General features: G+C 69.4%; 25 protein-coding genes, 1 pseudogene and 1 riboswitch. Of the genes and pseudogenes, 16 read left to right on the forward strand and 10 right to left on the reverse strand.

Annotation, left to right across the window (positions count from 1 at the left end):
• Positions 1 to 63: 63 nt before the first annotated feature.
• Positions 64 to 723: a copper homeostasis protein CutC gene (locus BBK82_RS11815; protein ID WP_065915050.1), complete on the reverse strand. Its 660-nt coding sequence runs from the start codon at positions 721 to 723 to the stop codon at positions 64 to 66.
• 352 nt (positions 724 to 1,075) lie between these two features.
• Here BBK82_RS11815 and BBK82_RS11820 point away from each other — a divergent pair, with 352 nt between their 5' ends.
• From BBK82_RS11820 to BBK82_RS11835, 4 genes are all read left to right on the forward strand, one after another.
• Positions 1,076 to 1,681: an RNA polymerase sigma factor gene (locus BBK82_RS11820; protein WP_065915051.1), complete on the forward strand. Its 606-nt coding sequence runs from the start codon at positions 1,076 to 1,078 to the stop codon at positions 1,679 to 1,681.
• Between the two features lie 5 nt (positions 1,682 to 1,686).
• Positions 1,687 to 2,163: a hypothetical protein gene (locus tag BBK82_RS11825; RefSeq protein WP_065920995.1), complete on the forward strand. Its 477-nt coding sequence runs from the start codon at positions 1,687 to 1,689 to the stop codon at positions 2,161 to 2,163.
• A 324-nt stretch (positions 2,164 to 2,487) separates the two neighbouring features.
• Entirely contained in the window at positions 2,488 to 2,841 is a 354-nt protein-coding gene (locus tag BBK82_RS11830; RefSeq protein ID WP_065915052.1) for a DddA-like double-stranded DNA deaminase toxin, read from the forward strand.
• A complete protein-coding gene (locus tag BBK82_RS11835; protein WP_065915053.1) occupies positions 2,838 to 3,299 on the forward strand; it encodes an Imm1 family immunity protein in 462 nt (153 codons plus the stop codon). Before BBK82_RS11830 ends, BBK82_RS11835 begins: the two co-directional genes overlap by 4 nt.
• 81 nt (positions 3,300 to 3,380) lie before the next feature.
• Here the strand turns inward: BBK82_RS11835 and groL are convergent, their stop codons facing one another.
• From groL to BBK82_RS11855, 4 genes are all read right to left on the reverse strand, one after another.
• Positions 3,381 to 5,000 carry a chaperonin GroEL gene (gene groL / locus BBK82_RS11840; RefSeq protein WP_065915054.1) on the reverse strand — a complete coding sequence of 540 codons (1,620 nt, stop codon included), beginning with the start codon at positions 4,998 to 5,000 and terminating at the stop codon, positions 3,381 to 3,383.
• 231 nt (positions 5,001 to 5,231) lie between these two features.
• Complete coding sequence (locus tag BBK82_RS11845; RefSeq protein ID WP_065915055.1) at positions 5,232 to 6,473, reverse strand: serine/threonine-protein kinase; 1,242 nt, start codon at positions 6,471 to 6,473, stop codon at positions 5,232 to 5,234.
• Positions 6,474 to 6,550: 77 nt separating this feature from the next.
• Positions 6,551 to 6,754 (reverse strand): cold-shock protein, encoded by a 204-nt coding sequence (locus tag BBK82_RS11850; RefSeq protein ID WP_065915056.1) that lies wholly within the window; start codon positions 6,752 to 6,754, stop codon positions 6,551 to 6,553.
• Between the two features lie 79 nt (positions 6,755 to 6,833).
• Positions 6,834 to 7,466 (reverse strand): AIM24 family protein, encoded by a 633-nt coding sequence (locus BBK82_RS11855; RefSeq protein WP_065920996.1) that lies wholly within the window; start codon positions 7,464 to 7,466, stop codon positions 6,834 to 6,836.
• Between the two features lie 129 nt (positions 7,467 to 7,595).
• Here BBK82_RS11855 and moeA point away from each other — a divergent pair, with 129 nt between their 5' ends.
• From moeA to pssA, 5 genes are all read left to right on the forward strand, one after another.
• Complete coding sequence (gene moeA / locus BBK82_RS11860; protein WP_065920997.1) at positions 7,596 to 8,732, forward strand: molybdopterin molybdotransferase MoeA; 1,137 nt, start codon at positions 7,596 to 7,598, stop codon at positions 8,730 to 8,732.
• Between the two features lie 21 nt (positions 8,733 to 8,753).
• Entirely contained in the window at positions 8,754 to 9,314 is a 561-nt protein-coding gene (locus BBK82_RS11865) for a M48 family metalloprotease (RefSeq protein ID WP_154697259.1), read from the forward strand.
• 277 nt (positions 9,315 to 9,591) lie between these two features.
• Positions 9,592 to 10,050 carry a hypothetical protein gene (locus BBK82_RS11870; RefSeq protein WP_065915058.1) on the forward strand — a complete coding sequence of 153 codons (459 nt, stop codon included), beginning with the start codon at positions 9,592 to 9,594 and terminating at the stop codon, positions 10,048 to 10,050.
• Positions 10,051 to 10,255: 205 nt separating this feature from the next.
• Positions 10,256 to 10,951: a phosphatidylserine decarboxylase gene (locus BBK82_RS11875; protein ID WP_065915059.1), complete on the forward strand. Its 696-nt coding sequence runs from the start codon at positions 10,256 to 10,258 to the stop codon at positions 10,949 to 10,951.
• On the forward strand, positions 10,951 to 11,919 hold the full coding sequence (pssA, locus tag BBK82_RS11880; RefSeq protein ID WP_154697260.1) for a CDP-diacylglycerol--serine O-phosphatidyltransferase: 969 nt from the start codon (positions 10,951 to 10,953) through the stop codon (positions 11,917 to 11,919). The genes BBK82_RS11875 and pssA overlap by 1 nt, the downstream gene beginning before the upstream one ends.
• 288 nt (positions 11,920 to 12,207) lie before the next feature.
• Here pssA and BBK82_RS53990 read toward each other — a convergent pair whose 3' ends face one another.
• Positions 12,208 to 12,786, reverse strand: coding sequence for a hypothetical protein (locus BBK82_RS53990; RefSeq protein ID WP_065915061.1), 579 nt, complete (start codon positions 12,784 to 12,786; stop codon positions 12,208 to 12,210).
• 63 nt (positions 12,787 to 12,849) lie between these two features.
• Between BBK82_RS53990 and BBK82_RS11890 the strand changes: the two genes are divergently transcribed.
• The 3 genes and pseudogenes from BBK82_RS11890 to BBK82_RS11905 all read left to right on the forward strand — a co-directional run bounded on the left by BBK82_RS11890 (position 12,850) and on the right by BBK82_RS11905 (position 16,070).
• The gene (locus tag BBK82_RS11890; protein ID WP_065915062.1) at positions 12,850 to 15,003 is read left to right on the forward strand and encodes an AAA family ATPase; all 2,154 of its coding nucleotides are present in this window, start codon (positions 12,850 to 12,852) and stop codon (positions 15,001 to 15,003) included.
• 137 nt (positions 15,004 to 15,140) lie between these two features.
• Positions 15,141 to 15,907: pseudogene (locus tag BBK82_RS53995) on the forward strand (Scr1 family TA system antitoxin-like transcriptional regulator).
• Positions 15,882 to 16,070, forward strand: a complete 189-nt coding sequence (locus BBK82_RS11905) for a DUF397 domain-containing protein (protein ID WP_065915065.1) — start codon at positions 15,882 to 15,884, stop codon at positions 16,068 to 16,070. Before BBK82_RS53995 ends, BBK82_RS11905 begins: the two are co-directional and overlap by 26 nt.
• On the opposite strand, the gene BBK82_RS11910 is transcribed toward BBK82_RS11905, so the two are convergent.
• Positions 16,043 to 16,675 carry a LytR C-terminal domain-containing protein gene (locus BBK82_RS11910; protein WP_065915066.1) on the reverse strand — a complete coding sequence of 211 codons (633 nt, stop codon included), beginning with the start codon at positions 16,673 to 16,675 and terminating at the stop codon, positions 16,043 to 16,045. The genes BBK82_RS11905 and BBK82_RS11910 overlap by 28 nt on opposite strands.
• A complete protein-coding gene (locus BBK82_RS11915; RefSeq protein ID WP_065920998.1) occupies positions 16,675 to 16,953 on the reverse strand; it encodes a DUF3263 domain-containing protein in 279 nt (92 codons plus the stop codon). The genes BBK82_RS11910 and BBK82_RS11915 overlap by 1 nt, the downstream gene beginning before the upstream one ends.
• Positions 16,954 to 17,059: 106 nt before the next feature.
• Here BBK82_RS11915 and BBK82_RS11920 point away from each other — a divergent pair, with 106 nt between their 5' ends.
• On the forward strand, positions 17,060 to 17,644 hold the full coding sequence (locus tag BBK82_RS11920) for a peptide deformylase (RefSeq protein ID WP_065915067.1): 585 nt from the start codon (positions 17,060 to 17,062) through the stop codon (positions 17,642 to 17,644).
• A gap of 15 nt (positions 17,645 to 17,659) precedes the next feature.
• Here BBK82_RS11920 and BBK82_RS11925 read toward each other — a convergent pair whose 3' ends face one another.
• Complete coding sequence (locus BBK82_RS11925; protein ID WP_065915068.1) at positions 17,660 to 18,601, reverse strand: aldo/keto reductase; 942 nt, start codon at positions 18,599 to 18,601, stop codon at positions 17,660 to 17,662.
• Between the two features lie 74 nt (positions 18,602 to 18,675).
• Between BBK82_RS11925 and BBK82_RS11930 the strand changes: the two genes are divergently transcribed.
• From BBK82_RS11930 to thiD, 3 genes are all read left to right on the forward strand, one after another.
• Entirely contained in the window at positions 18,676 to 19,275 is a 600-nt protein-coding gene (locus tag BBK82_RS11930; RefSeq protein WP_065915069.1) for a LysE family translocator, read from the forward strand.
• A gap of 706 nt (positions 19,276 to 19,981) precedes the next feature.
• Positions 19,982 to 20,106, forward strand: a riboswitch (TPP riboswitch).
• The gene (thiC, locus tag BBK82_RS11940; RefSeq protein WP_065915071.1) at positions 20,096 to 21,751 is read left to right on the forward strand and encodes a phosphomethylpyrimidine synthase ThiC; all 1,656 of its coding nucleotides are present in this window, start codon (positions 20,096 to 20,098) and stop codon (positions 21,749 to 21,751) included. Its footprint overlaps the riboswitch before it by 11 nt.
• On the forward strand, positions 21,748 to 22,557 hold the full coding sequence (thiD, locus tag BBK82_RS11945) for a bifunctional hydroxymethylpyrimidine kinase/phosphomethylpyrimidine kinase (RefSeq protein WP_065915072.1): 810 nt from the start codon (positions 21,748 to 21,750) through the stop codon (positions 22,555 to 22,557). Before thiC ends, thiD begins: the two co-directional genes overlap by 4 nt.
• Here thiD and BBK82_RS56085 read toward each other — a convergent pair.
• Positions 22,500 to 23,045 carry a TetR/AcrR family transcriptional regulator gene (locus BBK82_RS56085; RefSeq protein WP_065915073.1) on the reverse strand — a complete coding sequence of 182 codons (546 nt, stop codon included), beginning with the start codon at positions 23,043 to 23,045 and terminating at the stop codon, positions 22,500 to 22,502. The genes thiD and BBK82_RS56085 overlap by 58 nt on opposite strands.
• Positions 23,046 to 23,069 lie beyond the last annotated feature (24 nt).

Consider the following 23,069-nt stretch of genomic DNA (forward strand, 5'->3'; position numbering starts at 1 on the left):
CATATAGTGCAACAGCCATTTCACAGGAAGCAACGTGAGACTAGAACGGGATGCGCTAAGGGTCTAGACCAGACGGTTGATCCATTGCCGAACTGATGCCTGGTCGACCGGTTCGTCCCACCCGCCAGGCCGCACGGCGCTGCCGACGTGGAACGCGGTGATGCCCGCTTCCAGCAGCTCGCCGACGTGGTGGGGCTGCAGGCCGCCACCGACCAGAAGAGTGGGCGGCTGGGCGTTGACCAGCTCTTTCAGGATCTCCCTGCCCGCTTCGACGCCCTTGCGGTGGCCGGCGGCGAGCACGGTGTCGCAACCGAGCCCGGCGACCGTCCGCCAGCCCCTGCGCACGTCGGTGGAGTTGTCGAGCGCGCGGTGGAAGGTCCACGCGCAGCCTTCGAGCTCGGCGACGAGGTTGAGGGTGACGCCCTCGTCGATCTCCCCTTCGGCGTCGAGGAAGCCGAGGACGAACTCGGTGGCGCCCGCCTCCCTGAGCTCGGCGGCGGTCCGGCGGAGCTGCCTCAGGTCTTTGGGCGCGAACCCGTTCTGGTCGCGCAACATGACCCTGATGGGCAGGTCGGTCGCCTTCCGCACCTCCGTGAAGGTGGCGACCGACGGCGTGAGCCCGTCCGCGGCCATGTCGGCGACGAGCTCGAGGCGGTGCGCACCGCCCTCCTGCGCTGCTTCCGCGTCCCTGGCGTCGAGTGCGATGACTTCGAGAATCGGCATGGTCTAGACCATAGTGGGCAATTCCATGTGCTTTCGCTAATCCGGGAGCGGATTCTCGTATCCCCGCGTCCGAGTGTGTATCTGCGTCTGGTTTCCACGCTCTTGTAGTGGTGAGCGACAGACGTGGGGCGAGGCGTCAGCCGGTTCGAGGGGTGCCGGCTGGCGCGGAGCTCCCGCACAGGCGGCCCGTGATGAGGAGGGGGAATCACGGGCCGCTGGCATGTCCGGAGGAGGATGTGGCGCACGGTTGGTGTGATACTGCTCCAATCGAGTGAATTTTGTATCTACCGCCCAGTCGGCGCCTCCTGACCTGGCGAACGGCGCTGACAGGGCGGCCGATCGGAGGTGCTGCGTGGACGAGCTGCACACGGCGGATGACCGACCGCCGTGGGACGGGCTGGAAGGCACCGAACGGCATGCGGTCTGCGTCGCGGCCGCACGCGAAGGCAACCGCAACGCACTCGACGTGCTGGTGGCCGAGCTGACCCCACTGGTGTGGCACGTAGCCCGCGGCCAGGGCCTGGACAGGGCCGCCGCGGAAGACGTGGTGCAGACCGTGTGGCTCGCATTCCTCCGCAAGATCGACAGCATCAAGGAACCGCGCGCCCTCGTCGGCTACCTGGTCGTCACGACCAGGCGTGAAGCCCGGCGGACCTGGACACCCAACAAGCGCGAGACCCACCTGTCCGACGAGTTCGCCGAACAACTGGAGTCCGACACCGGCCTGCCGGAGGACGTGACATTGATGGACGACCGCGACCGCAGGCTGTGGCTCGCGTTCGGCCGGTTGACCACCAAGTGCCAGGAACTGCTCCGGCTCACCGTGCTCGCGGGTCGCGCCGAGTACCGAGCAGTCGCCGAAGCACTCGCCATGCCCCACGGCAGCATCGGTCCGACCAGGGGACGGTGCCTGAACCTGTTGCGCAGCTACCTGGACACGGAAGGAGGATCGCGGTGAACGAGATCGACCCGCGCGACGACCGCAGGGGCCTTGAGGACACCGCAGTCCTCTCCGAACTGAACAGGCTCGTCGACGAGCTGGATCCGCCTCCGGCAGACCTGGTCGACCGCGTGAAGTTCGCGATCGCCCTGGAAGACCTCGACGTCGAAGTGGCCCGCTGGGAACGCGCGGGCTCCTTCGCCGGCGTCCGAGGCGGCCAGACGGGCACGATCACGTTCACCGTCGACAACCTCACCCTGATGGTGAACTTCACCTCCACCGGCTCCCGCCACCGCATCGACGGGTGGCTGGTGCCGGCCGGGGAGCACACGGTGGAGGTGCGCGTCGCCGACCACAAGTCGTCGTGCACCCAGGCGGACGACGGCGGGCGGTTCGTGCTGCCGGACGTGCCGGCCGGGACCACGCAGATCCTGGTGCACCTGGTGAACTCGCACGGGGAGCCGGGCCGGACAGTGGTGACACCGACGATCATGCTTTAGCGCTGTGACCGCCGGTTCGCCCGGCGGGTTCGAGGGGATTGGCGCGGCAGGTTGGGGTTGGGGGCGTGCCGCGCCCGCACTGGGGTTCTGACTGGGGACCGGCTCGCAGCTGACCTGTGCGGCAGGAGGTGGCGACGTGCCCGAGGCCGCTGCTGTCACCGGGTCCTTCCAGGCTGTCCAGGACGGAGTCGCTGAACGCATTCGCGAGCTCCGAACCACGCTGGAGGGAGTCGCGCGAATCCGGGCTCGGTTCAAGGCGGGGAGCGGCCAGGGCCGACCTCGCCGGCAGCTGCACAACCGTGGGTCGCGGAAACGCGAGCTGGGTTGCCCAAGTACCAGACCAGCGGTGTCTACCGCACCTCCGACGGCCGTACCAATCTGGTGCAGAGCGGCCGCGAGCCGGACGGGGAGCACGACCGCATCAACGATCACCTGGTTCAACTCGGAATCGGCCGTCCCAGCGCGAGCGTCGAGGCGTCGAACCACGTCGAGATCAAGGTCGGCTGGCGGATGCGGCAAGGTGGAGTCGACCGCGTCGAACTGGTGGTCAACAACGAGCTCTGCAACGGGGCACTTTCCTGTTCCCGGTTGCTCCCCTACGTGCTCGGGCCGGGCCAAACGTTGGTCGTGCACGATCCGGTACGGTCGCGAGAGTTCCGCGGAAAGGACGTGCGGTGAGCTACACGCTCGACATTTGGTACTACCACGGCGACAACCGCGCTGATGAGCCTGTTGCTGTCACCTCCGTCGCGGAACTCGACGACGTCCTGTCCTACGTGATGAACCACCCGCAACCGCACCCGACGCAGATCGCCGCGAGGGAACTACCGAGATTCGGAGTCCTGGAGATCCCGGACCGGATGTTCAAGTTGGACGCGCGGCAAGGATTCGGTGCGTTGCACTACGTCGGCCCGGCCCCCGACAGCACGGCTGACGAGGTCGGCTACTGGGTGACTCGCGCCGTTGAACTCGCAGAAGGTGCACCGACCTTGTACGTCGACAAGGACAACAAGTCGGAGTTCCCACCGGACGCCGCGATACGAGTGGACCAGGTTCGGGACGCCCTCCTGGAGTTCCAGCGAACCGGCTCCCGCCCGACCTGTGTGGAGTGGCAGGCCACCGAACCGGCTTGCTGAAGGCACCACACCGAAGCCGAAAGGCCCGGCCCCGCCGAAGCGGAACCGGGCCTCCCGAAGTGGAGCAGGTGCGGCTAGGACTCAGAAGTCCATGCCACCGGCGTCCGGCGCGGCCGGAGCAGCGTTCTTCTCCGGCTTGTCCGCAACCACGGCCTCCGTGGTCAGGAACAGCGCGGCGATCGACGCGGCGTTCTGCAGCGCGGAACGCGTGACCTTGGCCGGGTCGATGATGCCCGCGGCCACCAGGTCCTTGTACTCGCCGGTCGCGGCGTCCAAGCCCTCGCCGGCAGGCAGGGACTTGACGCGCTCGACCACGACGCCACCCTCGAGGCCGGCGTTGATCGCGATCTGCTTCAGGGGCGCCTCGACGGCGACCTTGACGATGTTCGCGCCCGTGGCCTCGTCACCGGTGAGACGCAGGCCCTCGAAGGCGGCCTCGGCGGCCTGCAGCAGGGCGACGCCACCACCGGCGACGATGCCCTCTTCGACGGCGGCCTTCGCGTTGCGAACGGCGTCCTCGATGCGGTGCTTGCGCTCCTTGAGCTCGACCTCGGTGGCCGCGCCCGCCTTGATGACGGCGACGCCGCCGGCGAGCTTGGCGAGGCGCTCCTGGAGCTTCTCGCGGTCGTAGTCGGAGTCCGACTTCTCGATCTCGGCGCGGATCTGGTTGACGCGACCCTGGATCTGGTCGGCGTCGCCCGAGCCCTCGACGATGGTCGTCTCGTCCTTGGTGACGACGACCTTGCGGGCCTTGCCCAGCAGCGAGATGTCGGCGTTCTCCAGCTTCAGGCCGACGTCCTCGGTGATGACCTGGCCACCGGTGAGGGTGGCGATGTCCTGGAGGATGGCCTTGCGGCGGTCACCGAAGCCCGGGGCCTTGACGGCGACGGACTTGAAGGTGCCGCGGATCTTGTTCACGACCAGGGTCGCGAGGGCCTCGCCCTCGACGTCCTCGGAGATGATCAGCAGCGGCTTGCCGCCCTGCATGACCTTCTCCAGGAGCGGGAGCAGGTCCTTCACCGTGGAGATCTTGGAGCCGAACAGCAGGATGTACGGGTCCTCGAGGACCGCTTCCTGGCGCTCGGGGTCGGTCACGAAGTAACCGGAGATGTAGCCCTTGTCGAAGCGCATGCCCTCGGTGAGCTCGAGCTCGAGACCGAGGGTGTTGCTCTCCTCGACGGTGATGACGCCTTCCTTGCCGACCTTGTCCATCGCCTCGGCGATGAGCTCGCCGATCGTGGGGTCAGCGGCGGAGATGGACGCGGTAGCAGCGATCTGCTCCTTCGTCTCGATCTCCTTGGCGTTCTTCAGCAGCTGCTCGGCGATGGCGTCGACGGCCTGCTCGATGCCGCGCTTGAGGCCCAGCGGGTTGGCGCCGGCGGCCACGTTGCGCAGACCCTCGCGCACCAGGGCCTGGGCGAGAACGGTCGCGGTCGTGGTGCCGTCACCAGCGACGTCGTCCGTCTTCTTCGCAACTTCCTTGACGAGCTCGGCCCCGATCTTCTCCCACGGGTCCTCGAGCTCGATCTCCTTCGCGATGGAGACGCCGTCGTTCGTGATCGTCGGCGCACCCCACTTCTTCTCGAGCACGACGTTGCGGCCCTTCGGGCCGAGCGTCACCTTGACGGCGTCAGCGAGGGTGTTCATACCCCGCTCGAGACCGCGGCGGGCGTCCTCGTCGAACGCAATCATCTTGGCCATTGCGGTGTGTTCCTCCGCCTTTGTGGATTCTGGGCCACTGCGGGCCGGCAGAGCCCACAGCGGAACACGGTTCGCTTGGCCAGGTTCGGTGCCCGCGACGGACGACCCCACGAGGGGGCCTCACCTTCCCAGCCTCACATCTTTGGCACTCGACAGAGCCGAGTGCTAAGACGTGTTTAGCACTCGGGCACGGCGAGTGCAAGCGACCCGGGGTGAACCCGGGCGTGAACCTCAGCGTGACGTGCGCACCGGCACAGAGGTCGGCAGCGGCTTGCGCGAGGTGGGGTCCTCGCCGACGTTCAGCGTGGGCGAGGAGTTCGTCTTCGGCTGACGTGCGGGTTCGTCGCCGGGCGACAGGATGATCACCACGATGACGATCGCCACGATCGCCACGGCGGCCGCGATCACCGGCGCCAGCCAGGCCGGACGTTCCTTCGAGCTGCTGTGGAACGCGCTCGCGCCCACCTGGTTCGGCGGGCGCAGCCGGACCGGGTCGGACAGATGCTGCTGGTACCCGCCCTGGTAGGCGCCCTGCTGCACCGGCGTGGGGCCGGACACCGGTCCGGACATCTGCGCGGCGTGCACGGACTGCGCGGGGAACGAGCCGGAGTGCGGCCCGACCTGAGCGGGACTCGAGCCCTGCGCGACTCCGGCGAGAGCGACGCGGGCGGCGACCAGCTCGGCGCAGCTGCCGAAGCGCTGGGCCGGGTCCTTCGAGGTGCCGCGGCGGATGACGTCGTCGATGGCGGGCGGCAGCGCGACGAGCTGCGAGAGCGGGGGCACGGTCTGGCCGAGGTGGCCCTGGATGACCTCCTGCACACCGCCCTGGAACGGCGGGCGGCCGGACAGGCACGCGAACAACATGCAGGCCAGCGCGTACTGGTCGGTGCGGCCGTCGACCGGCTCGCCGCGCAGGTGCTCCGGCGCCGCGTAGGTCGGCGAACCGAGGAAATCACCCGTTCGGGTGCGGTGGCCGGTGGCGCCGCGGCGGGTGAGGCCGAAGTCGGCGACGTAGACGTGCTCGCGCACGCCCTCCTTCGTGGTCACCAGCACGTTCGCCGGCTTCACGTCGAGGTGCACGAGGCCCTTGCCGTGCAGCATGTCGAGCGCCTCGGCGACCTGGGCCAGCAGCGTCAGCGTGCGGGCAGGGGTGAGCGGCCCCTCCTTGATGTGGCCCGCGAGGTCCTGGCCGTCGACCAGCCGCATCGCGATGTAGAGCAGGCCGTCGACCTCGTCGAAGTCGTACAGCGGCACGATGTTCGCGTGGTCGATGGCGGAGGTGTTGCGCGCCTCGTCGACGAACCGCTCGCGGAACTCGGCGTCGGGCGCGAGGTGCTCACCGATGACCTTGAGCGCGACCTTCCGGCCGAGTCTCACGTCCGTGGCCTTGTACGTCACGCTCATGCCACCACGACCCAGCACACCGTCGATCCGGTAGTGCGCGATCCGCCGCCCGCTCAGGTCCTCCGACACGCGAGGCAGCCTAACGCCCGCCGAGATCGGGCTGCTCGGGGTTGCTCAAAGAGTGACCAGGGCCGGTGCCGGAGTCACTAGGCCTTGCGCACGTCCGACGCCTGGCTGCGCCCGTCCCGGCCTGCCTGCACCTCGAACTCCACGCGGTCGCCTTCGGAGAGCGTCCGGAAGCCTTCCATCTGGATCGCCGAGTAGTGCACGAACACGTCGGGCCCGCCGTCGGTTGCGATGAAGCCGTATCCCTTTTCGGAGTTGAACCACTTGACGGTACCGAGAGCCAAGGCGTCCTCCTTCAGACCACGCAAAGAGCAGAACGCAACGCTAAAAGAAGAAAAGTCACTCGGATACCTCCTTACGGAGTCATGAACGCGAGCTGACTCCGTTGGCGCGCAACCAGGTGGCGAGCCGGCGGGGCCCGCGCGTCTGGGTGAGCACGGCACCCGGACCGGCGAAGTCGAACACCAAGCCCTCACCAGAGCGAATGTTTTGCCCGCCCTCGGGTGGCAACGCCCGAAGTCGGCATTGCACGGAGTCCGCGAACGCCAGCACGTGGTCGCTGTCGATGGTGACCGCTTCTCCCTCGCCGAGCGTCACGAGGTCGAGTGCGCCGGAACAGCCGAGCAGGATGGTTCCCTGCCCATGTGCATAGTTCAGAAATCCATCTCCGCCGCCGAAGAGGGCTTTGAGCGGCGGCGCGTCCGGGTTCACCAGCACCGCGCTGCCGGAGGCGAGCCAGCCCAGCCGGGAGATGCACCAGCCGTTCTTGCCGTCGAGCTCGACGGTGTGCAGCTCCCCCGGCAGCACCGGCGCCACGTCGACCCAGCCGCCCTCGGCGCCCGCGGTGCAGAGCGCGACGGTGCCGCCCTTCTGCTCGACCGCGAGCCCGTAGCTCGTGGCGAGCACCGACTGGGCCTCCACCAGCACCATCTCCGCAGGTGCGAGCACCAGTCTCGCCACGCCGAAGTTCGGTGTGTGCCGGGTACGGACCTGCACGCTGTGCACCCCCAGGGGTCGAACTGGGCCAAGAGATCGTCACGATCACTACGACATTGGCAGTATGCAGTCGTGTCCCCCACCACTGTCGCCGCACACCGCCAGCGCGTCATCTCCCTCGTGGGGCAGATGCCGGTGCTCCAGCTGCCGCTCGAGGAGTGCCTCGGGCTGGTCCTCGCCGCGGACGTGATCGCGCCCGTGTCCCTGCCGCCGTTCGACAACTCCGCGATGGACGGGTACGCCGTCCGCGCGGGCGACCTGGCCGCCGTCCCGCTCCGGCTGCCGGTCGCCGACGACATCCCGGCCGGTCGCGTGGACGTTCAGCCGATGGAACCCGGCACCGTGCACCGGATCATGACGGGTGCGCCGGTGCCTCCCGGTGCGGACGCGGTGATCCAGGTCGAGCTGACCGACGCGGGGACGTCCGAGGTGACGCTGAACGCCACCGTGGCTCCCGGCACGAACATCCGGGTCGCGGGCGACGACGTGCGCAAGGGCGACCCGGTGCTGGTCGCGGGCACGGTGCTGCGACCGGCCCAGCTGGGGCTCGCCTCGGCGCTGGGCATCCCGGAGCTGCCGGTGCGGCGGCGGCCGCGGGTGCTGGTGCTGTCGACGGGGTCGGAGCTGGTCGAGCCGGGGCGGCCGTTGCAGCCGGGGCAGATCTACGAGTCGAACGGGATGATGCTGGCCTCGTCGGTGCGCGACGCGGGCGGCATCGCGGTGCAGCTGAAGTTCGTGCCGGACGACGTGGAGGCGTTCCACCGGGCGCTGGCGCCGTACCTGGGGTCGGTGGACGTGATCGTGACGTCCGGCGGGGTGAGCGCGGGGGCGTACGAGGTGGTGAAGGACGCGCTGGCGAGCCACGACGTGGTGTTCACGAAGGTCGCGATGCAGCCGGGCGGGCCGCAGGGGTCCGGCCGGTACGAGGGCGTGCCGGTGCTGACGCTGCCGGGCAACCCGGTGAGCGCGCAGGTGTCGTTCGAGGTGTTCGTGCGGCCGGCGCTGCTGGCGGCGATGGGGCACCAGCGGGTCGAGCGGCTGACCGCGCGGGCGCGGGTGTCGTCCGCGCTGTCGTCGCCGGCGGGCAAGACGCAGTTCCGGCGCGGGGCGTACGACCCGTCGTCCGGTGAGGTGGTCACGCCGGTCGGGGGGCCGGGGTCGCACCTGCTGTCGGCGCTGGCGTCGTCGAACTGCCTGATCGAGGTGCCGGCGGACGTCACCGAGCTGGCGGCCGGTGACGAGGTCACCATCAGGCACCTGCGGTAGCGAGCGGTTCTGGGGGCGGTTGTGAGGTCTGTGCTGGCGTTGGTGCTGCTGGTCGGGTTCTTCGTGCTCGGCGCGGCGCTGACGGTGTTCCTGGTGGTGGTCTCGGTCTGGCGGTTCCGGATCGGGGACTTCCAGGGCGGCGGCTGGGTGGGGTTCTTCGCGGCGGCCATCGCGTTCCCGCTGCTGTGGGCGGTGGTGCGGGCGGTCTTCGCACGGCCGGAGCCGACCGGCGTGCCGATGACGCGCGGGACGCACCCGGAGCTGTGGCGGCACGTGGACGAGCTGGCCGTGATCGCCGGGACGAGGTCGCCGGACGACATCAGGCTGGTGCCGGAGCCGAACGCGAACGTGTGGGAACGGCGCGGCACCCGGTATGGCGGTGCCAAGGCGACTTCATGCGGCTGCTCCACGGGTGGGCGCGGCTGTACACGCTGGTCGTGGCGTCGGAGAGCCGGGAGCACGAGCGGTTCGCCGACGAGGTGGCGGTGCGGGCGGCCGGGGTCGAGGCGGCGCGGCGGGCGTTGCTGCGGATCGGCCGTCGGCTGGGCGACTACCTGCACTGGTACGTGGGCCTGGCGGTGACCGCGGGGCGGACGCCGCCGTTGCTGGAGGGGTTCCGGTCGTACCTGGGCCACCCGCGGCGGGTGCACGCTGCGCGAGCTGGAGGCGGTGCTGGCCGAACGCGAGCCGACGTCGGTGTTCGACAGCCCCGCCGTGGGAACGCGTCGCGGCGATGGCCGCTGGGCTCGGGCACGGGGCGGGCGCGGTCGCGGTGGACGAACGGCCGCGTGGGAGCTGCTCGACGGCACGCCCTACGAGGCGGTGGCCGGCTGGTCGACGTGCAGGGGCCGCCGGTCACGTGGAGGAGCTCGCGCCGCTGGCCGGGCCGGCGCTGCTGAGGCGGTACGCACTCGCGCTGCGGCACGCCGGTCGGGTGAGCAAGGTCGGCGAGACGCTCGGCGACGTGCTGGCGTGCCTCGAACGGGCCGAGCTGCACCGGCTGACGGGCCGGCCGGTGGACACGTCGCTGACCGCGGAGCAGGTGCACGAGGCGGCGGTGGAGAACGTGACGGAACTCCTCGCCTGCGCGGTCGCCGACCAGAACGTGACGGAACTCCTCGCCTGCGCGGTCGCCGACCAGCTCGTGACGGCCGGGCGCGCCGTGCTGGAACTCAACTGGGGCGGGGTGTTCGCCCTCCGACTGCCCGACGGAGCTGCGGTGTACCCGGATGATCTCGTGGCACCGGCCGTGCGGGACCCGGCACGGGTGGCCGAGGTGCGGGAGCGACTGCGCGCGCTCGGCGTCGACGGACTGTGACGGAACGCTCACACGGCGGCGTTGTTGACTCCATGTGACGGGGATTACACTGGCCAGTAGGCGCCGGTGGACCCGTGCGTTCGTCGGGGGATGCACGGGTCTACCGGCCACTTGCTTTTTCGGGCAGTCCATGTGGGCGGTTTGGCGCTTTGGCGTAGCGTGTTGGCGCCCGACATCCACGGAAGCTACGGAACCCCACACCACGATGAGCAGCGAAAAGCCCGTCTCCCACTTCCTCGAACTCGCGCGCGGCATCGTTCCGCCGATGAACCCGGCCGGACGCCCGTTCGTGGCCGGCGCGGCGGTTCTCACGTTCGTCCTGCGCCGCTTCAACAAGCGCCTCGGCGTCGTCGGCGCCGTGCTCACGGCGTGGGTGGCCTGGTTCTTCCGCGAGCCGAAGCGCGTCACACCGACCCGCCCGAACATCGCGATCGCACCCGCCGACGGCACCGTCTCGCACGTCGTCGACACCGTGCCGCCCGCGGAACTGGGCCTCGGCGACCAGCCGATGACGCGCGTCAGCGTGTTCCTGTCGGTCTTCGACGTGCACGTGCAGCGCATCCCGGCCGACGGCGAGGTCGTCCAGGTCTCGTACCACCCCGGCAAGTTCCTCTCGGCCGACCTCGACAAGGCGTCCGAGGAGAACGAGCGCAACACGGTGTGGATGCGCACGACCGAGGGCCATGACCTCGTGTTCGTGCAGATCGCCGGCCTGGTCGCCCGCCGCATCGTCTGCCACGTGGCCGACGGCGAGAAGGTCGAGCGCGGCCAGACCTACGGCCTGATCCGCTTCGGCTCGCGCGTCGACACCTACGTGCCGCGCGGCTCCCGCGTCCTGGTCGAGGCCGGCCAGCGCACCATCGGCGGGGAGACCGTCCTCGCTGAGCTCCCGGAGGCCTGATGGCACCCAGCGGGCCCGGCGTTCGCCTCCTGCCGAACGCGATCACGGTCCTCGCCATGTGCGCCGGCCTGTCCGCGGTGCACTTCGCGAACGTGGGCATGTGGGGCGCCTCCATCGCCTCCATCGCCGCCGCCGCCGTCTTCGACGGGTTGGACGGCCGCATCGCGCGGATGCTCGACGCCACGTCGAAGATGGGCGCGGAGCTGGACTCGTTGGCCGACGCCATCTCCTTCGGGGTGGCGCCGGCACTGGCCATCTACCTGTGGAAGTTCGAGGGCAACCGCGCGGGCTGGGTCATCGCGCTGATCTTCGCGGTGTGCATGGTCGTGCGCCTGGCCCGCTTCAACACGTTGCTGGAGAAGGAACAGCCGCCGTTCGCGAAGGAGTTCTTCGTGGGCGTGCCGGCGCCTGCCGGTGGGTTGTTGCTGCTGATGCCCCTGATCATCGAGGAGCAGGTCCGGGTCGACGGCTGGTGGAACTCGCCGGTCGCGGTCGGGGTGTGGACCGTTGTGGTCGCGTTGTTGTTGGTGTCGCGGATTCCCACTTTGTCGGTGAAGACCGTGAAGGTGTCGCCTCGGTTCGTCGCGCCGTCGTTGGTGCTGATCGCGTTGCTGGCGGCTGCGGTGATCACGTTCCCGTTGGTGGCGTTGATCGTGGCCATGGTGGTGTACCTGGCGCACCTGCCGTACTCGGTGCGGCGGTACATGTGGCTGTCGAAGCATCCCGAGGCTTGGACCGTGACCGGTGTGGAGCGGCGGGCGATCCGGCGGGCGCACGGGGTGGCGGCTCGTCGGCTCGGGTTGCGGCAGCCGTTGCGTGGCCGGGTGGCCGGAGCGGCGATGCGGGCGGTGCGGCGGCCTCGGCGGGACACGCCGGTGGTGACTGACGAAGCGGTGCCTTCTGCTTCGCCGAACGGGAGGCGGCGGTCCTGGCGGCAGTTGGGGTTGAGGCGGCAGCCGAAGCGCTGATCGCTGGTTGAGACGTTTGGGAAGCCCTGTGGGAGTGCGCTCCGGCAGGGCTTTCCGTCTTTCCAACCGGCTGCGCCGAGGCGAGCTCGCGAGTAGTCGATCATCTGCAGGAGGACGACTTCCTGGACCTCGCCGTCCACGCTGATGTAGAGCGCCTTCGAGGGGTCGTCGTCCCTGGTGCTGACCGCCACGTTCGGGCCGTCTTCCGCGACGAGCTCGATGCTCTCGCAGTCGTCGACGATGTTGCTCACGGACGTGACGCGGAATTCGCCCCCGCGAACGTTTCGATCACCCGTCACCCTCCGGGTTGCGATCCGGCGTGAAAGCGCCGAACAAGCTTTCGTACTCACCATTCTCATCGGAGATGACGTGGTCCGGCCACGTGCTGGAGACGGCGTGGTGCAGCCGGGTCAGCAAGGTCGCCGTGTCCACGTGGTCCAGCGACAGGACCTCGACGACCTGCTTCTGCTGCGCCTCGAGTTGCGGGTTCTCGGCAGCGAGCTTGCGCAGCGAATGCTCTGCGACGGTGGTCATGGCGGCGAGGTCGCCGTCGCCGGAGAACGTCAGGCAGTCCTGCCAGCAGGGCAGCAGCACGACCAGTTCCAGCGCCTCCTTGAGGTTGCGGGCGATGAGTCCCGCCTGCCCTTCGGACGTGGCGTAGGCGACCGGTCTGTCGTCCTGCGGCGCACCACAGACGAGGTAGGTGTCGCCCGCGAAGGTGCCCGCCACGGTGTGCAGCGCCTCGCCCGAGGACAGCTCGAACTCGCTCCCGTCGGCGCCTCGGCTCACGTCGAACTCGAACACCGCCAGCAGGTGAGCGGTCTCGGGGTGGTCATCGAGAATCGACCTCAGCCGGCGGGGGTCCACCTGCCGAACGGTAGCGGGCTGGATGCGCTGTTCGACGCCGCCGGAGCAACTAGAGTCGGTGCCGTGATCACGCTGACGGCTCGTCTGTCCCCGTCCGCACTGGACACCCGGCGCGGGGTGGTGCGGTTGCACCGGGAGGTCCTCGACGCGCTCGGGTTGCGGGCTTGGGACGCGGTCAAGTTGACCGGTGCGAGGGTCAGTGCTGCGTTGGCCGCTGCCGGGGAGCAGCCGCCGGGTGTGGTGCTGGTGGACGACGTGACGCTCACGAACCTCGGGGTGGTCGAGGGGGCGGAGATCGTGGTGGCGCCGGTCGAGGTGGCGCCGGCGCGGAGCATCACGGTGGCCGGGTCGCGGTTGGCGACGACGGCGTTGACGCCTGAGCACGTGCGGATGGCGTTGACGGGCAAGGTGTTGACGGTCGGGGACAGCGTTTCGCTCCTCCCCCAGGACCTCGCGCCGCCGCCTGAGGCGAACGTGTCGGAGACGCGGCGGCGGTTGAGCAACGCCATCGGGATGACGTGGACGAACGAGCTCATCACGATCACGTCGACCGATCCGGCTGGGCCGGTGGCGGTGCAGCCGTCGAGTGTTGTGGGGTGGCGGTCGGCGCAGGCGCCGGCGGCTGAGGTGACGCCGGTGGTGGTGCAGGAGAAGCACGAGGCGTTGCCCGTGGCGAACCTGGTTGGGCAGAAGGAGCAGGCTCGGACGCTGACCGAGTGGCTGGAGCTGATGTTCCGGCAGCCGGAGCTGCTCACGAGGCTGGGGGCGCAGGCGCGGTTGGCGGCGATGGTCAGCGGGCCTGAGGGTGTCGGCAAGGCGACGCTGGTGCGGGCGGTGGCGGCCAGCGTCGAGGCTGAGGTGGTGGAACTGGCGGCGCCGAGCATCGCGGTGCTGGAGGCCGGGGCGATGGCCAAGCAGCTCGGGGACGCCATTGCCGGTGTGCCGGAGAAGCCGACGGTGTTGCTGATCACGGACATCGACTCGTTGCTGCCCACGGTGGCGCCGCCGGTGGCGACGGTCGTGCTGGAGATCTTGAAGACGGCTGTGTCGCGGCCGAACCTGGCGTTGGTGGTCACGTCGGCGCGGGCCGAGTCGGTGGACGCGCGGTTGCGGGCGCCGGAGCTGGTGGACCGGGAGCTGACGCTGCCGTTGCCTGATGGGGCGACTCGCACGGAACTGTTGCGGGTGCTCATGAAGGACGTGCCGATGGAGTCCGATGTGGACTTCAAGGCGGTGGCGGAGAAGACGCCCGGGTTCGTGGCGGCTGACCTGTGTGCGTTGCGGCGGGAGGCGGCGGTCCGGGCGGCGTTGCGGCAGCGGAACGTCGAAGAGCCGCGGGTCGGGCAGGAGGACCTGCTCGGGGCGCTCGGGACGGTGCGGCCGATCTCGATGTCGGCGTCGGACACCATCCAGACCGGTGGGCTGACGTTGGACGACGTCGGCGACATGGTGGAGACCAAGCAGGCGTTGACCGAGGCCGCGCTGTGGCCGTTGCGGTACCCGGACTCCTTTGCGCGGCTTGGGGTTGAGCCGCCGCGCGGGGTGTTGCTGTACGGGCCGCCGGGATGTGGGAAGACGTTCCTGGTGCGGGCGCTGGCCGGGTCCGGGCAGTTGAACGTGCTCACGGTCAAGGGTGCCGAGCTGATGGACAAGTTCGTCGGCGAGTCGGAACGGGCCGTGCGCGAGCTGTTCCGGCGGGCGGCGGACGCGGCGCCGGCGTTGATCTTCCTGGACGAGGTGGACGCACTGGCACCGCGGCGCGGGCAGTCGTCGGACGCCGGGGTGGCGGACCGGGTGGTGGCGGCGCTGTTGACGGAGCTGGACGGCGTCGAGCCGTTGCGGGACGTCGTGGTGATCGGCGCGACGAACCGGCCCGAGCTGATCGACCCCGCGTTGCTGCGGCCGGGGCGGTTGGAGCGGCTCGTGTACGTGTCGCCGCCGGACGCGGACGCGCGCACGGAGATCTTGAAGGCCGCGTCGAAGAACACGCCGCTGGCGAGCGACGTGGACCTCGCCGAGCTGGCGAAGGAGCTCGACATGTACTCGGCGGCGGACTGTGCCGGGTTGGTGCGGGAGGCGGCGCTGACGGCGATGCGGGAGTCGTTGGAGGCGGCGGAGGTGACGCAGGCTCACCTCGCGAAGGCGCGGTCGGTGGTGCGGCCGTCGCTGGACCCGGTGCAGCTGGCGGGGCTGGCGGCGTACGCGGCAGTGCGCTGACGTTTTCACCCGAACGAGCCAGTGGCATGGACTAATTGCAACTCTTAGCGTCCAGAGGCATGTCTGCGACCACTTCCACCGCGCTCAGCCGAGACCTGGGTGACGAGCTGCGGCTGTTGCGTGAGACCACGTCGAAGATGACCGGCCGCCAGTTCGCCGTTCATCTGGGGTGGGACCCGAGCAAGGTGTCCAACATCGAGCACGGGAAGGCGCGGGCGAGCGACGTCGACCTCGCGCAGATCATGACGGCGTGTGGGAAGGATCTGGAGTACCTGCAGGAGTTCCGGAGTCGCTACCACAACGCCTTCGACCCCTACTTCGCGCAGGTGTCGGACAACCTGCGCACGATCGCGATGACCGAGGCGCTGGCAACGAAGATCACCGCCTACGACATCCTCACGCCGCACGGACTCATCCAGACGGAGAACTATGCGCGTGCTCTGATCGACGAGACCGGGCTCGCCGCCACGGCCGGGATCGAGTGGGGCGTGCAGCTCAGGATGGAGCGTCAGACCGTCCTGCGCGTCCTCCGCAGATCATGTTCTACCTGCACGAACTCGCGCTGCAGCTCCTGCTGGGCGATGTGCGGACCAGGGAGGACCAGTACCTGCGGCTGCTCTTCAGCACCCACATGCTGAGGATCGTGCCCGCGGAGGCCAAAGAGCTGGCCGTGCACACGAAATGCACCTTGTACGAGTTCGAGAAGGCCGCGCCATTGGCCTACACAGAGACCGGTGTCGCCAAGGTGTTCGCCCAGAGCGACGCCGCTGTCGAACAGAGTCGGAGGCTCTTCCGGCGCTTGCAGGAGGCGGCCTTGGATGCGGAACAATCGAAGCGCAAGCTGATGGAGTACGTCAGCGCACTTCGAAAGGACGCCCATGACCTCGGACCGGACCTGGCGTAAGAGCAGCTACAGCGACGGCGACCCCAACGGCGAGTGCGTCGAGGTCTCGTTGGCCCACGACGTGCTGGTGCGCGACTCGAAGAACGCGAGCGGTGACGTGCTCGCGTTCTCCGCAGACGCCTGGCGCCGACTGGCCTACTTGCTGCCCGAGGGGCCCCGGTAGTCGTTCGTCACGATCAGGATGATGCCGGGCGCCGCGTGGTCGATGCCGTTGAACCGCGGCTCCACGCGCGCCTTCAACACCGTGCCCAGTTCCTTGGCCGAGGCTTCCTCGTCGGTGCCCGGCCGGAAGTACACGGTCGTGGTCGGGATCGTGCCGCCCGAGTAGTTGCCCGTCTCGGCGACCTGCCAGCCGTTCGCCTTCACCTCGTCCGAGGCGCGGGCGGCAAGGCCGGCGATGGTGCTGTTGTTGTAGACGCGCACCGGGGACTTCGGGGCACCCGGTTGGGCGACCGGGGGCGGTGCGGGCGCGGTTGTCGTGCCGGCCGGCGGGGGTGTCGTGGCCGAGGGCTGAGCAGTGCTCGACGCGGGAGCGGAGGTGCTCTGCGGCGGCTGCTCGGCTGAGCCGGAGGTGGAAGCGGAGGCGGAGGTGGTCTGCTCCTGGGGCGGCGGCGTGGTGGTCGTGCCGCCTGCTGAGGGCGGGGTGTCGTCGGAGCCGCCGAAGAGGCTCACGACTCCGATCACGACGGCCACGGCGGCGACGCCGAGGAGGGCGAACCCGGCGGCCTTGGCCGGGCGCGACGGGCTTGCGGACTCGGGGGAGGTCATCAGTCCTCGGTGCTCCTGGCGCGGGCGCGAACCCGCTGGCGGCCTGTCCTGACGCCCCGCAAGCGCTTGACCAGCATCGGGTCGGCAGCCAGGGCGGCTTCGGACTCGATCAGGCCGTTCAAGAGCTGGTAGTAGCGGGTCGCGGACATGTCGAACAGTTCCCTGATGGCCTGTTCCTTGGACCCCGAGTACTTCCACCACTGCCGTTCAAACGCGAGCATGGTGCGCTCACGACTGGTCAGCCCGTCAGCGGTAGAAAGCGCCTCGGCGTGATCCATCTGGCTCCCCACGGTCGCCACACCTTCAGGTGCGGGCAATTCAATCACGTGATCGTTCTAACCTACCGCGCGACACCGACAGTTTTGGACGGCTTAAAGTCTGACCATGGCCGTGCACCGCATCGTGATCGCTGGTGACCCCGTACTTCACAACCCCACGCGTGAGGTCACCGAGTTCGACACCGAGCTGAAGACGCTCGTCGACGACATGTTCGAGACGATGGCAGCCGCTCGCGGAGTCGGGCTCGCAGCCAACCAGATCGGTGTCGACCTGCGGGTCTTCGTGTACGACTGCCCGGACGACGAGGGTGTGCAGCACCGCGGTGTGATCGTGAACCCGCGCCTGGAGACCTCTGAGGTCCCGGAGACCATGCCGGACCCGGACGACGACTTCGAAGGCTGCCTGTCGGTGCCCGGCGAGGCGTACCCGACCGGACGCGCCCGTTGGGCGAAGTGCGTGGGGCAAGACCTGGACGGGCAGCCGTTCGAGGTCGAGGGCACCGGGTTCTTCGCGCGGTGCCTGCAGCACGAGACCGACCACCTCGACGGCTACCTGTACCTCGACCGGCTCATCGGGCGGTACAAGAAGGAGTCGAAGCGGATGCTGCGGGACAACGACTGGGGCCGGCCGGACCTGTCCTGGGACCCGGCCGACCCCGCGAACTTCGGCGACGACGAAGACGAAGACTGACGGGACTGACGAGTACTAGCGCAGTACCGACTCCACCTGGGCGAGCTGTTCAGGCGTGAGCGGGCCGAACTGCAGTGCCTTCGCATTCTCCTCGGCCTGGGCCACCGTGCGCACGCCCGGGATCGGGACGAGCCGGGGAGAACGCGCCCAGAACCACGCCAGCGCGCCCTGCACGAGCGTCCGGCCGCCCGAGGTCAGCACGTCCCGGACGGCCTCACGGGCCTCGAAGTAGGCCGGCGTCGGTTTGCCGTTCTCGAAGAACAGCAGCCACCCCGGATCGGTGACCCGCACGTCGTCGGCGGGCAGCTCGGTGAACGTCTCCCGCGCGAGCAGGCCCATCGCCAGCGGGCGCCGGCACAGCACGACGAAGTCGTCCTCCTCCGCCGCGCGGTACATCTCGGGCGTGTCCATCAGGACGTTGATGTCCGCCTGCGCCGCCACACCGTGCTTCCCTCGCGCGAAGAACCGCGCCCGTTCCGGGTCGTCGGTGCTCCAGCCGTACGACACGATCTTGCCCTCCGCGACCAGCTCCTCGCACTCGTCACGCAGCAGCCCCGCCTCGTCCAGGCCCAGGTCGCCCAGGTGCAGCTGGTACAGGTCGATCCGGTCGGTGCCGAGCCGGCGCAGGGACCCCTCGACGGCCTCGCGCAGGTACGGAACCGTGCCGTTGTAGCCGGTCAGCTCGCGCGTGGCCGGGTCGAACTCGTCACCCCACTTGGTCGCGATCACCACCTCGTCCCGCACGTCCGCAAACGCTTGCCCCACCAGCGTCTCGGAGTGCCCGCAGCCGTAGACGTCCGCCGTGTCGACCAGCCGGACGCCCAGGTCGAAACCGCGGCGCAACGCCTTGAGCGACTCCTCGTCGTCGGTCGGTCCCCATCCCACCGGCTGCCCGGCGTAGGTGAACGGGCCACCCATGGCCCACGTGCCGAAACCCAACTTCCCCAGATCCGTCATGGCGACCAGCGAACATCCTGGAGCGCGCTCCAGGTCAAGAAACCCGTTTGCGGGCGTCGGCGACCATCAGAGGCATGCCACTGGAAAACATCGTCGCCTTCGTGACGGCCTCGTTCCTCATCGCACTGTCGCCCGGACCCGGCACGGCCATGGTCCTGCGACAGTCGGTGCACGGGCGGCGGGCCGCGCTGGCGACGGTGTTCGGCATGGAGGTCGGCGTGGCGTGCTGGGCCGTCGCCGCGGCTCTGGGCCTGTCGGTGCTGCTCACCGCGTCGGAGATCGCCTACCACGCGCTGCGGATCGGCGGCGCGGTCTTCCTGGTCTACCTCGGCATCAAGGCGCTGATCAGCAAGAGCCTGCCGGGCGAGGCGCCGCCGCCCAGCCGCGCGTTCCGCAGCGGGCTGGTCGTCAACCTCGCGAACCCGAAGCTGGGCGTGTTCGCGATCTCGTTCCTACCGCAGTTCGTGCCCGCCGGGGAGGCCGGCCAGGGGGTTCTGCTCTTCCTCGCCGCGTTCTGGGTGGTGATCGACACCGTCTGGTACCTGGTCATCGTCACGGTCCTGCACACCATCCGCGGCTGGCTCGGCAGGCCGCGGGTGCGCACGGCTCTGGAGAAGCTGTCGGGCGGCGTGCTGCTGGCGCTCGGAGTCCGGCTGGTACTCGACCCGCGTTGAGGTCGGACCGCCCCGGCGCCAGAACAGCTCGGGCAACCCGGCCAGCTCGGCGAGGGTGGCAGGCGGCGAGCGACTCATAGCCGCCTGCCAGCACGTGCGCGCGGATGCGGTCGAGACGGCCGAACTCGATCACCTCGCCGGCGATGAGGAACGGCAGCACGAGCTTCCAGGCCTGCACGACGGCCGGGCGCTTGCGGTGCGGGGCGCGCATGACCGACCGCGCGACCCGCAGCAGGTGCTCGTTCGCGCTCATCGTGTTCGGGTGGGCCGCGTGGTCCCAGTTCCAGCGGCGTTCCTCGGTGACCGCGCAGCGCACGCACTCGACCGGCCCGGTGCCGAGCTCGGCACCGCAGCGGGAGCACGCGAGCAGCGTCATCGCCCAGTCGACGCAGGTCCACGGGTACACGCCGACGTCGGCGGAGGTCACGAGCTCGGCCAGCTCCCGGTCGGCGAGCTGCGAGGACGTCCGCAGCGCCTCCCAGTCCGCGAGCCAGAACTGGTCGAGCAGCTCGGCGCAGAACCCGCAGTCGGGGTAGCCGCGGCCGGCGAGCTCACCGCACGAAGGGCATGCGGAGACCACGGCGGGACGTTGACCGCGCCGCGCGCCGGGCGGGAACGGCTGGTGATCAGCCACGGGGAAAGATTAGGGGCAAAACGCGGCCTTGGCAGCTGCGGCGCACCGTGACTATGGTCAGGTCTCGACAACTCAACACAACGCGGGAGCTCGCGCCTGAGCGGGCTGAGAGGGTGACTGGCTGTGATGCCGGTGTCACCGACCGCCTGAACCTGACCGGGTAATGCCGGCGTAGGGAGGAATGTCGTGACGGCACTTGACGACCGTTCGGTCAAGCCCAGTGTGACCACCGGCCCGATCTCGGGGTCTCGCAAGGTGTACCGCGAAGTCGCTTCTGACATCCGGGTGCCTTGCCGCAGGGTGGAGCTGACCAACGGCGAGCATGTCGATCTCTACGACACTTCCGGTCCGTATACCGACGACAACGCGACCATCGACGTCCACAGTGGACTTCCTGACCTGAGGTCGGGGTGGATCGCCGCACGGGAACCGATCAACGGAGCTGTCAGCCAGCTCGCGTACGCGAAGGCCGGGATCATCACCCCGGAGATGCGCTACATCGCGGCGCGGGAGAACCTCGACGCGGAGTTCGTGCGCACTGAGGTGGCCATCGGGCGTGCGGTCATCCCGTTGAACCGCAAGCACCCCGAGGCCGAGCCGATGATCATCGGCAAGAAGTTCCTCGTCAAGATCAACGCGAACATCGGCAACTCCGCGGTGTCGTCGTCGATCGAGGACGAGGTGGAGAAGATGGTGTGGGCGACCCGCTGGGGCGCCGACACGATCATGGACCTCTCGACCGGCAAGCGGATCCACGAGACGCGCGAGTGGATCCTGCGCAACTCGCCCGTGCCGGTCGGCACCGTGCCGATCTACCAGGCGCTGGAGAAGGTGAACGGCGACCCGGCGGCGCTGTCGTGGGAGGTGTACCGGGACACCGTGATCGAGCAGTGCGAGCAGGGTGTCGACTACATGACCGTGCACGCGGGCGTGCTGCTGCGGTACGTGCCGCTGACGGCCAAGCGCGTGACCGGCATCGTCTCGCGCGGCGGGTCGATCATGGCCGCGTGGTGCCTGGCGCACCACCGGGAGTCGTTCCTCTACACGCACTTCGAGGAGCTGTGCGACATCCTGCGGGCCTACGACGTGACGTTCTCGCTGGGTGACGGGCTGCGGCCGGGCTCGATCGCGGACGCCAACGACGAGGCGCAGTTCGCGGAGCTGCGCACGCTCGGCGAGCTGACGCACATCGCGCGCGCCAAGGACGTCCAGGTCATGATCGAGGGCCCCGGCCACGTGCCGATGCACAAGATCGCCGAGAACGTGCGGCTGGAGGAGGAGTGGTGCGGTGAGGCGCCGTTCTACACCCTCGGGCCGCTGGCCACGGACATCGCGCCGGCCTACGACCACATCACGTCCGCGATCGGCGCGGCGCAGATCGGCTGGCTGGGCACCGCGATGCTCTGCTACGTCACGCCGAAGGAGCACCTGGGCCTGCCGAACCGGGACGACGTGAAGACCGGTGTGATCACGTACAAGATCGCGGCGCACTCCGCGGACCTCGCCAAGGGGCACCCCGGCGTGCAGGACTGGGACGACGCGCTGTCGAAGGCGCGGTTCGAGTTCCGGTGGGAGGACCAGTTCAACCTCTCGCTCGACCCGGACACGGCTCGCTCGTTCCACGACGAGACGCTGCCCGCCGAGCCCGCGAAGACCGCGCACTTCTGCTCGATGTGCGGGCCGAAGTTCTGCTCGATGAAGATCACGCAGGACGTGCGGCGCTACGCCGAGGAACGCGGACTGTCCACTGTGGAGGCCATCGAGGCCGGCATGGCGGAGAAGTCCGGCGAGTTCGCCGGCACCGGCAACAAGGTGTACCTGCCCGTCGTGGAGACTTCGTGACACCTCCGAGGGTCCTCACCATCGCCGGAAGCGATTCCGGCGGTGGTGCGGGCATTCAGGCCGACCTCCGCACGATGTTCGCGTGCGGAGTGCACGGGTGTGTCGCTTTGACGGCTGCGACCGTGCAGAACTCCCTCGGCGTCACGGGGGTGCACGAGATCCCGGCCGACGTCGTCGCTGCGCAGATCGTGTCGGTGGTGTCGGACATCGGGGTGCAGGCGGCGAAGACCGGGATGCTGGCGTCGGCGGCGATCATCGAGGCGATCACGCCGGCGTTGGACTCGGTGGGGATCGGCCGGGGTCGTGTTCCGTTCGTCGTCGACCCGGTGTCGGCGTCGATGCACGGGGACCAGCTGCTGGCGGATTCGGCGCTCGATGCGTTGAAGGGGTTGCTGTTCCCGCGGGCGACGCTGGTGACGCCGAACCTGGACGAGGTGCGGCTGATCACCGGGATCGCGGTGAAGGACCGGGCCGGCCAGCGGGACGCGGCGGTGGCGCTGCACGAGCTGGGGCCGGAGTGGGTGCTGGTCAAGGGCGGCCACATGTGGGACGACCCGGAGTGCCTGGACCTGCTGTACGACGGGCGCGACTTTGTGGAACTGCCCGGCCCGCGTTACGACACCACGCACACGCACGGCAGCGGTGACACGTTGGCGTCGTCGATCAGCTCGGCGCTGGCGCGCGGGGCGTCGGTGCCGGAGGCGGTGCGGTTCGGCAAGGACTTCATCGTGCGCTCGGTCGCGGCGGCCTATCCCCTGGGTTCCGGGGACGGGCCGGTGTCGCCGTTCTGGAGGTTGGAGAGGTAACGGGCGTACATCGCCCGCAGGTCGGTCTGCTCCGGGTCGAGCAGCCAGACCGTGAGCGCGCCCTCGAGGAACGCGATGAGCTCTGTCGCGGCCGCTTCGCCCAGCGTCTTGGCGAAGTGGCCGCGCAGGAGCCGGTTCCTGGCGCGGAACCGTTCGGTGATCTCGTCGTCGCGGGCCAGGTGCTCCGCCTGCAGCACGGTGTGCAGCGTGGCCAAACCCTTGTGCCGCATGGTGTAGTCGGCGTCTTCCAGCAGGGCTTGGACGAGGTCCGCGGTGGTGATGCGCGCGGCTGCCCGGCTGTCGAACTCGTCGAGGACGGCCTTGAGCAGGTTTTCCTTGGTGCCGAAGTGGTGGATGACCGCTGACGGCGTGACGCCCGCCTTCTTGGCGATGGCCGCGACGCCCGTGCCCGCGTAGCCGTTGGTGCCGAACAGCTCGATCGCGGCGCCGACGATCTCGCGACGTCGCTCGACGCCGCGCTGCTGCACCTGTCCCTTGATCCCTGCGATGCG

The organism is Lentzea guizhouensis (assembly GCF_001701025.1).
Taxonomy (GTDB): Bacteria; Actinomycetota; Actinomycetes; order Mycobacteriales; family Pseudonocardiaceae; genus Lentzea; species Lentzea guizhouensis.

Excerpts from the sequence above, each read along its gene's own strand:
- BBK82_RS11910 (WP_065915066.1), bottom strand. The coding sequence starts at position 16,675 with ATGACCTCCCCCGAGTCCGCAAGCCCGTCGCGCCCGGCCAAGGCCGCC.
- BBK82_RS11875 (WP_065915059.1), top strand. The coding sequence starts at position 10,256 with ATGAGCAGCGAAAAGCCCGTCTCCCACTTCCTCGAACTCGCGCGCGGC.
- BBK82_RS11930 (WP_065915069.1), top strand. The coding sequence starts at position 18,676 with ATGCCACTGGAAAACATCGTCGCCTTCGTGACGGCCTCGTTCCTCATC.
- BBK82_RS11920 (WP_065915067.1), top strand. The coding sequence starts at position 17,060 with ATGGCCGTGCACCGCATCGTGATCGCTGGTGACCCCGTACTTCACAAC.
- pssA (WP_154697260.1), top strand. The coding sequence starts at position 10,951 with ATGGCACCCAGCGGGCCCGGCGTTCGCCTCCTGCCGAACGCGATCACG.
- moeA (WP_065920997.1), top strand. The coding sequence starts at position 7,596 with ATGCCGGTGCTCCAGCTGCCGCTCGAGGAGTGCCTCGGGCTGGTCCTC.
- BBK82_RS11915 (WP_065920998.1), bottom strand. The coding sequence starts at position 16,953 with ATGGATCACGCCGAGGCGCTTTCTACCGCTGACGGGCTGACCAGTCGT.
- BBK82_RS11815 (WP_065915050.1), bottom strand. The coding sequence starts at position 723 with ATGCCGATTCTCGAAGTCATCGCACTCGACGCCAGGGACGCGGAAGCA.
- BBK82_RS11905 (WP_065915065.1), top strand. The coding sequence starts at position 15,882 with ATGACCTCGGACCGGACCTGGCGTAAGAGCAGCTACAGCGACGGCGAC.
- BBK82_RS11925 (WP_065915068.1), bottom strand. The coding sequence starts at position 18,601 with ATGACGGATCTGGGGAAGTTGGGTTTCGGCACGTGGGCCATGGGTGGC.
- groL (WP_065915054.1), bottom strand. The coding sequence starts at position 5,000 with ATGGCCAAGATGATTGCGTTCGACGAGGACGCCCGCCGCGGTCTCGAG.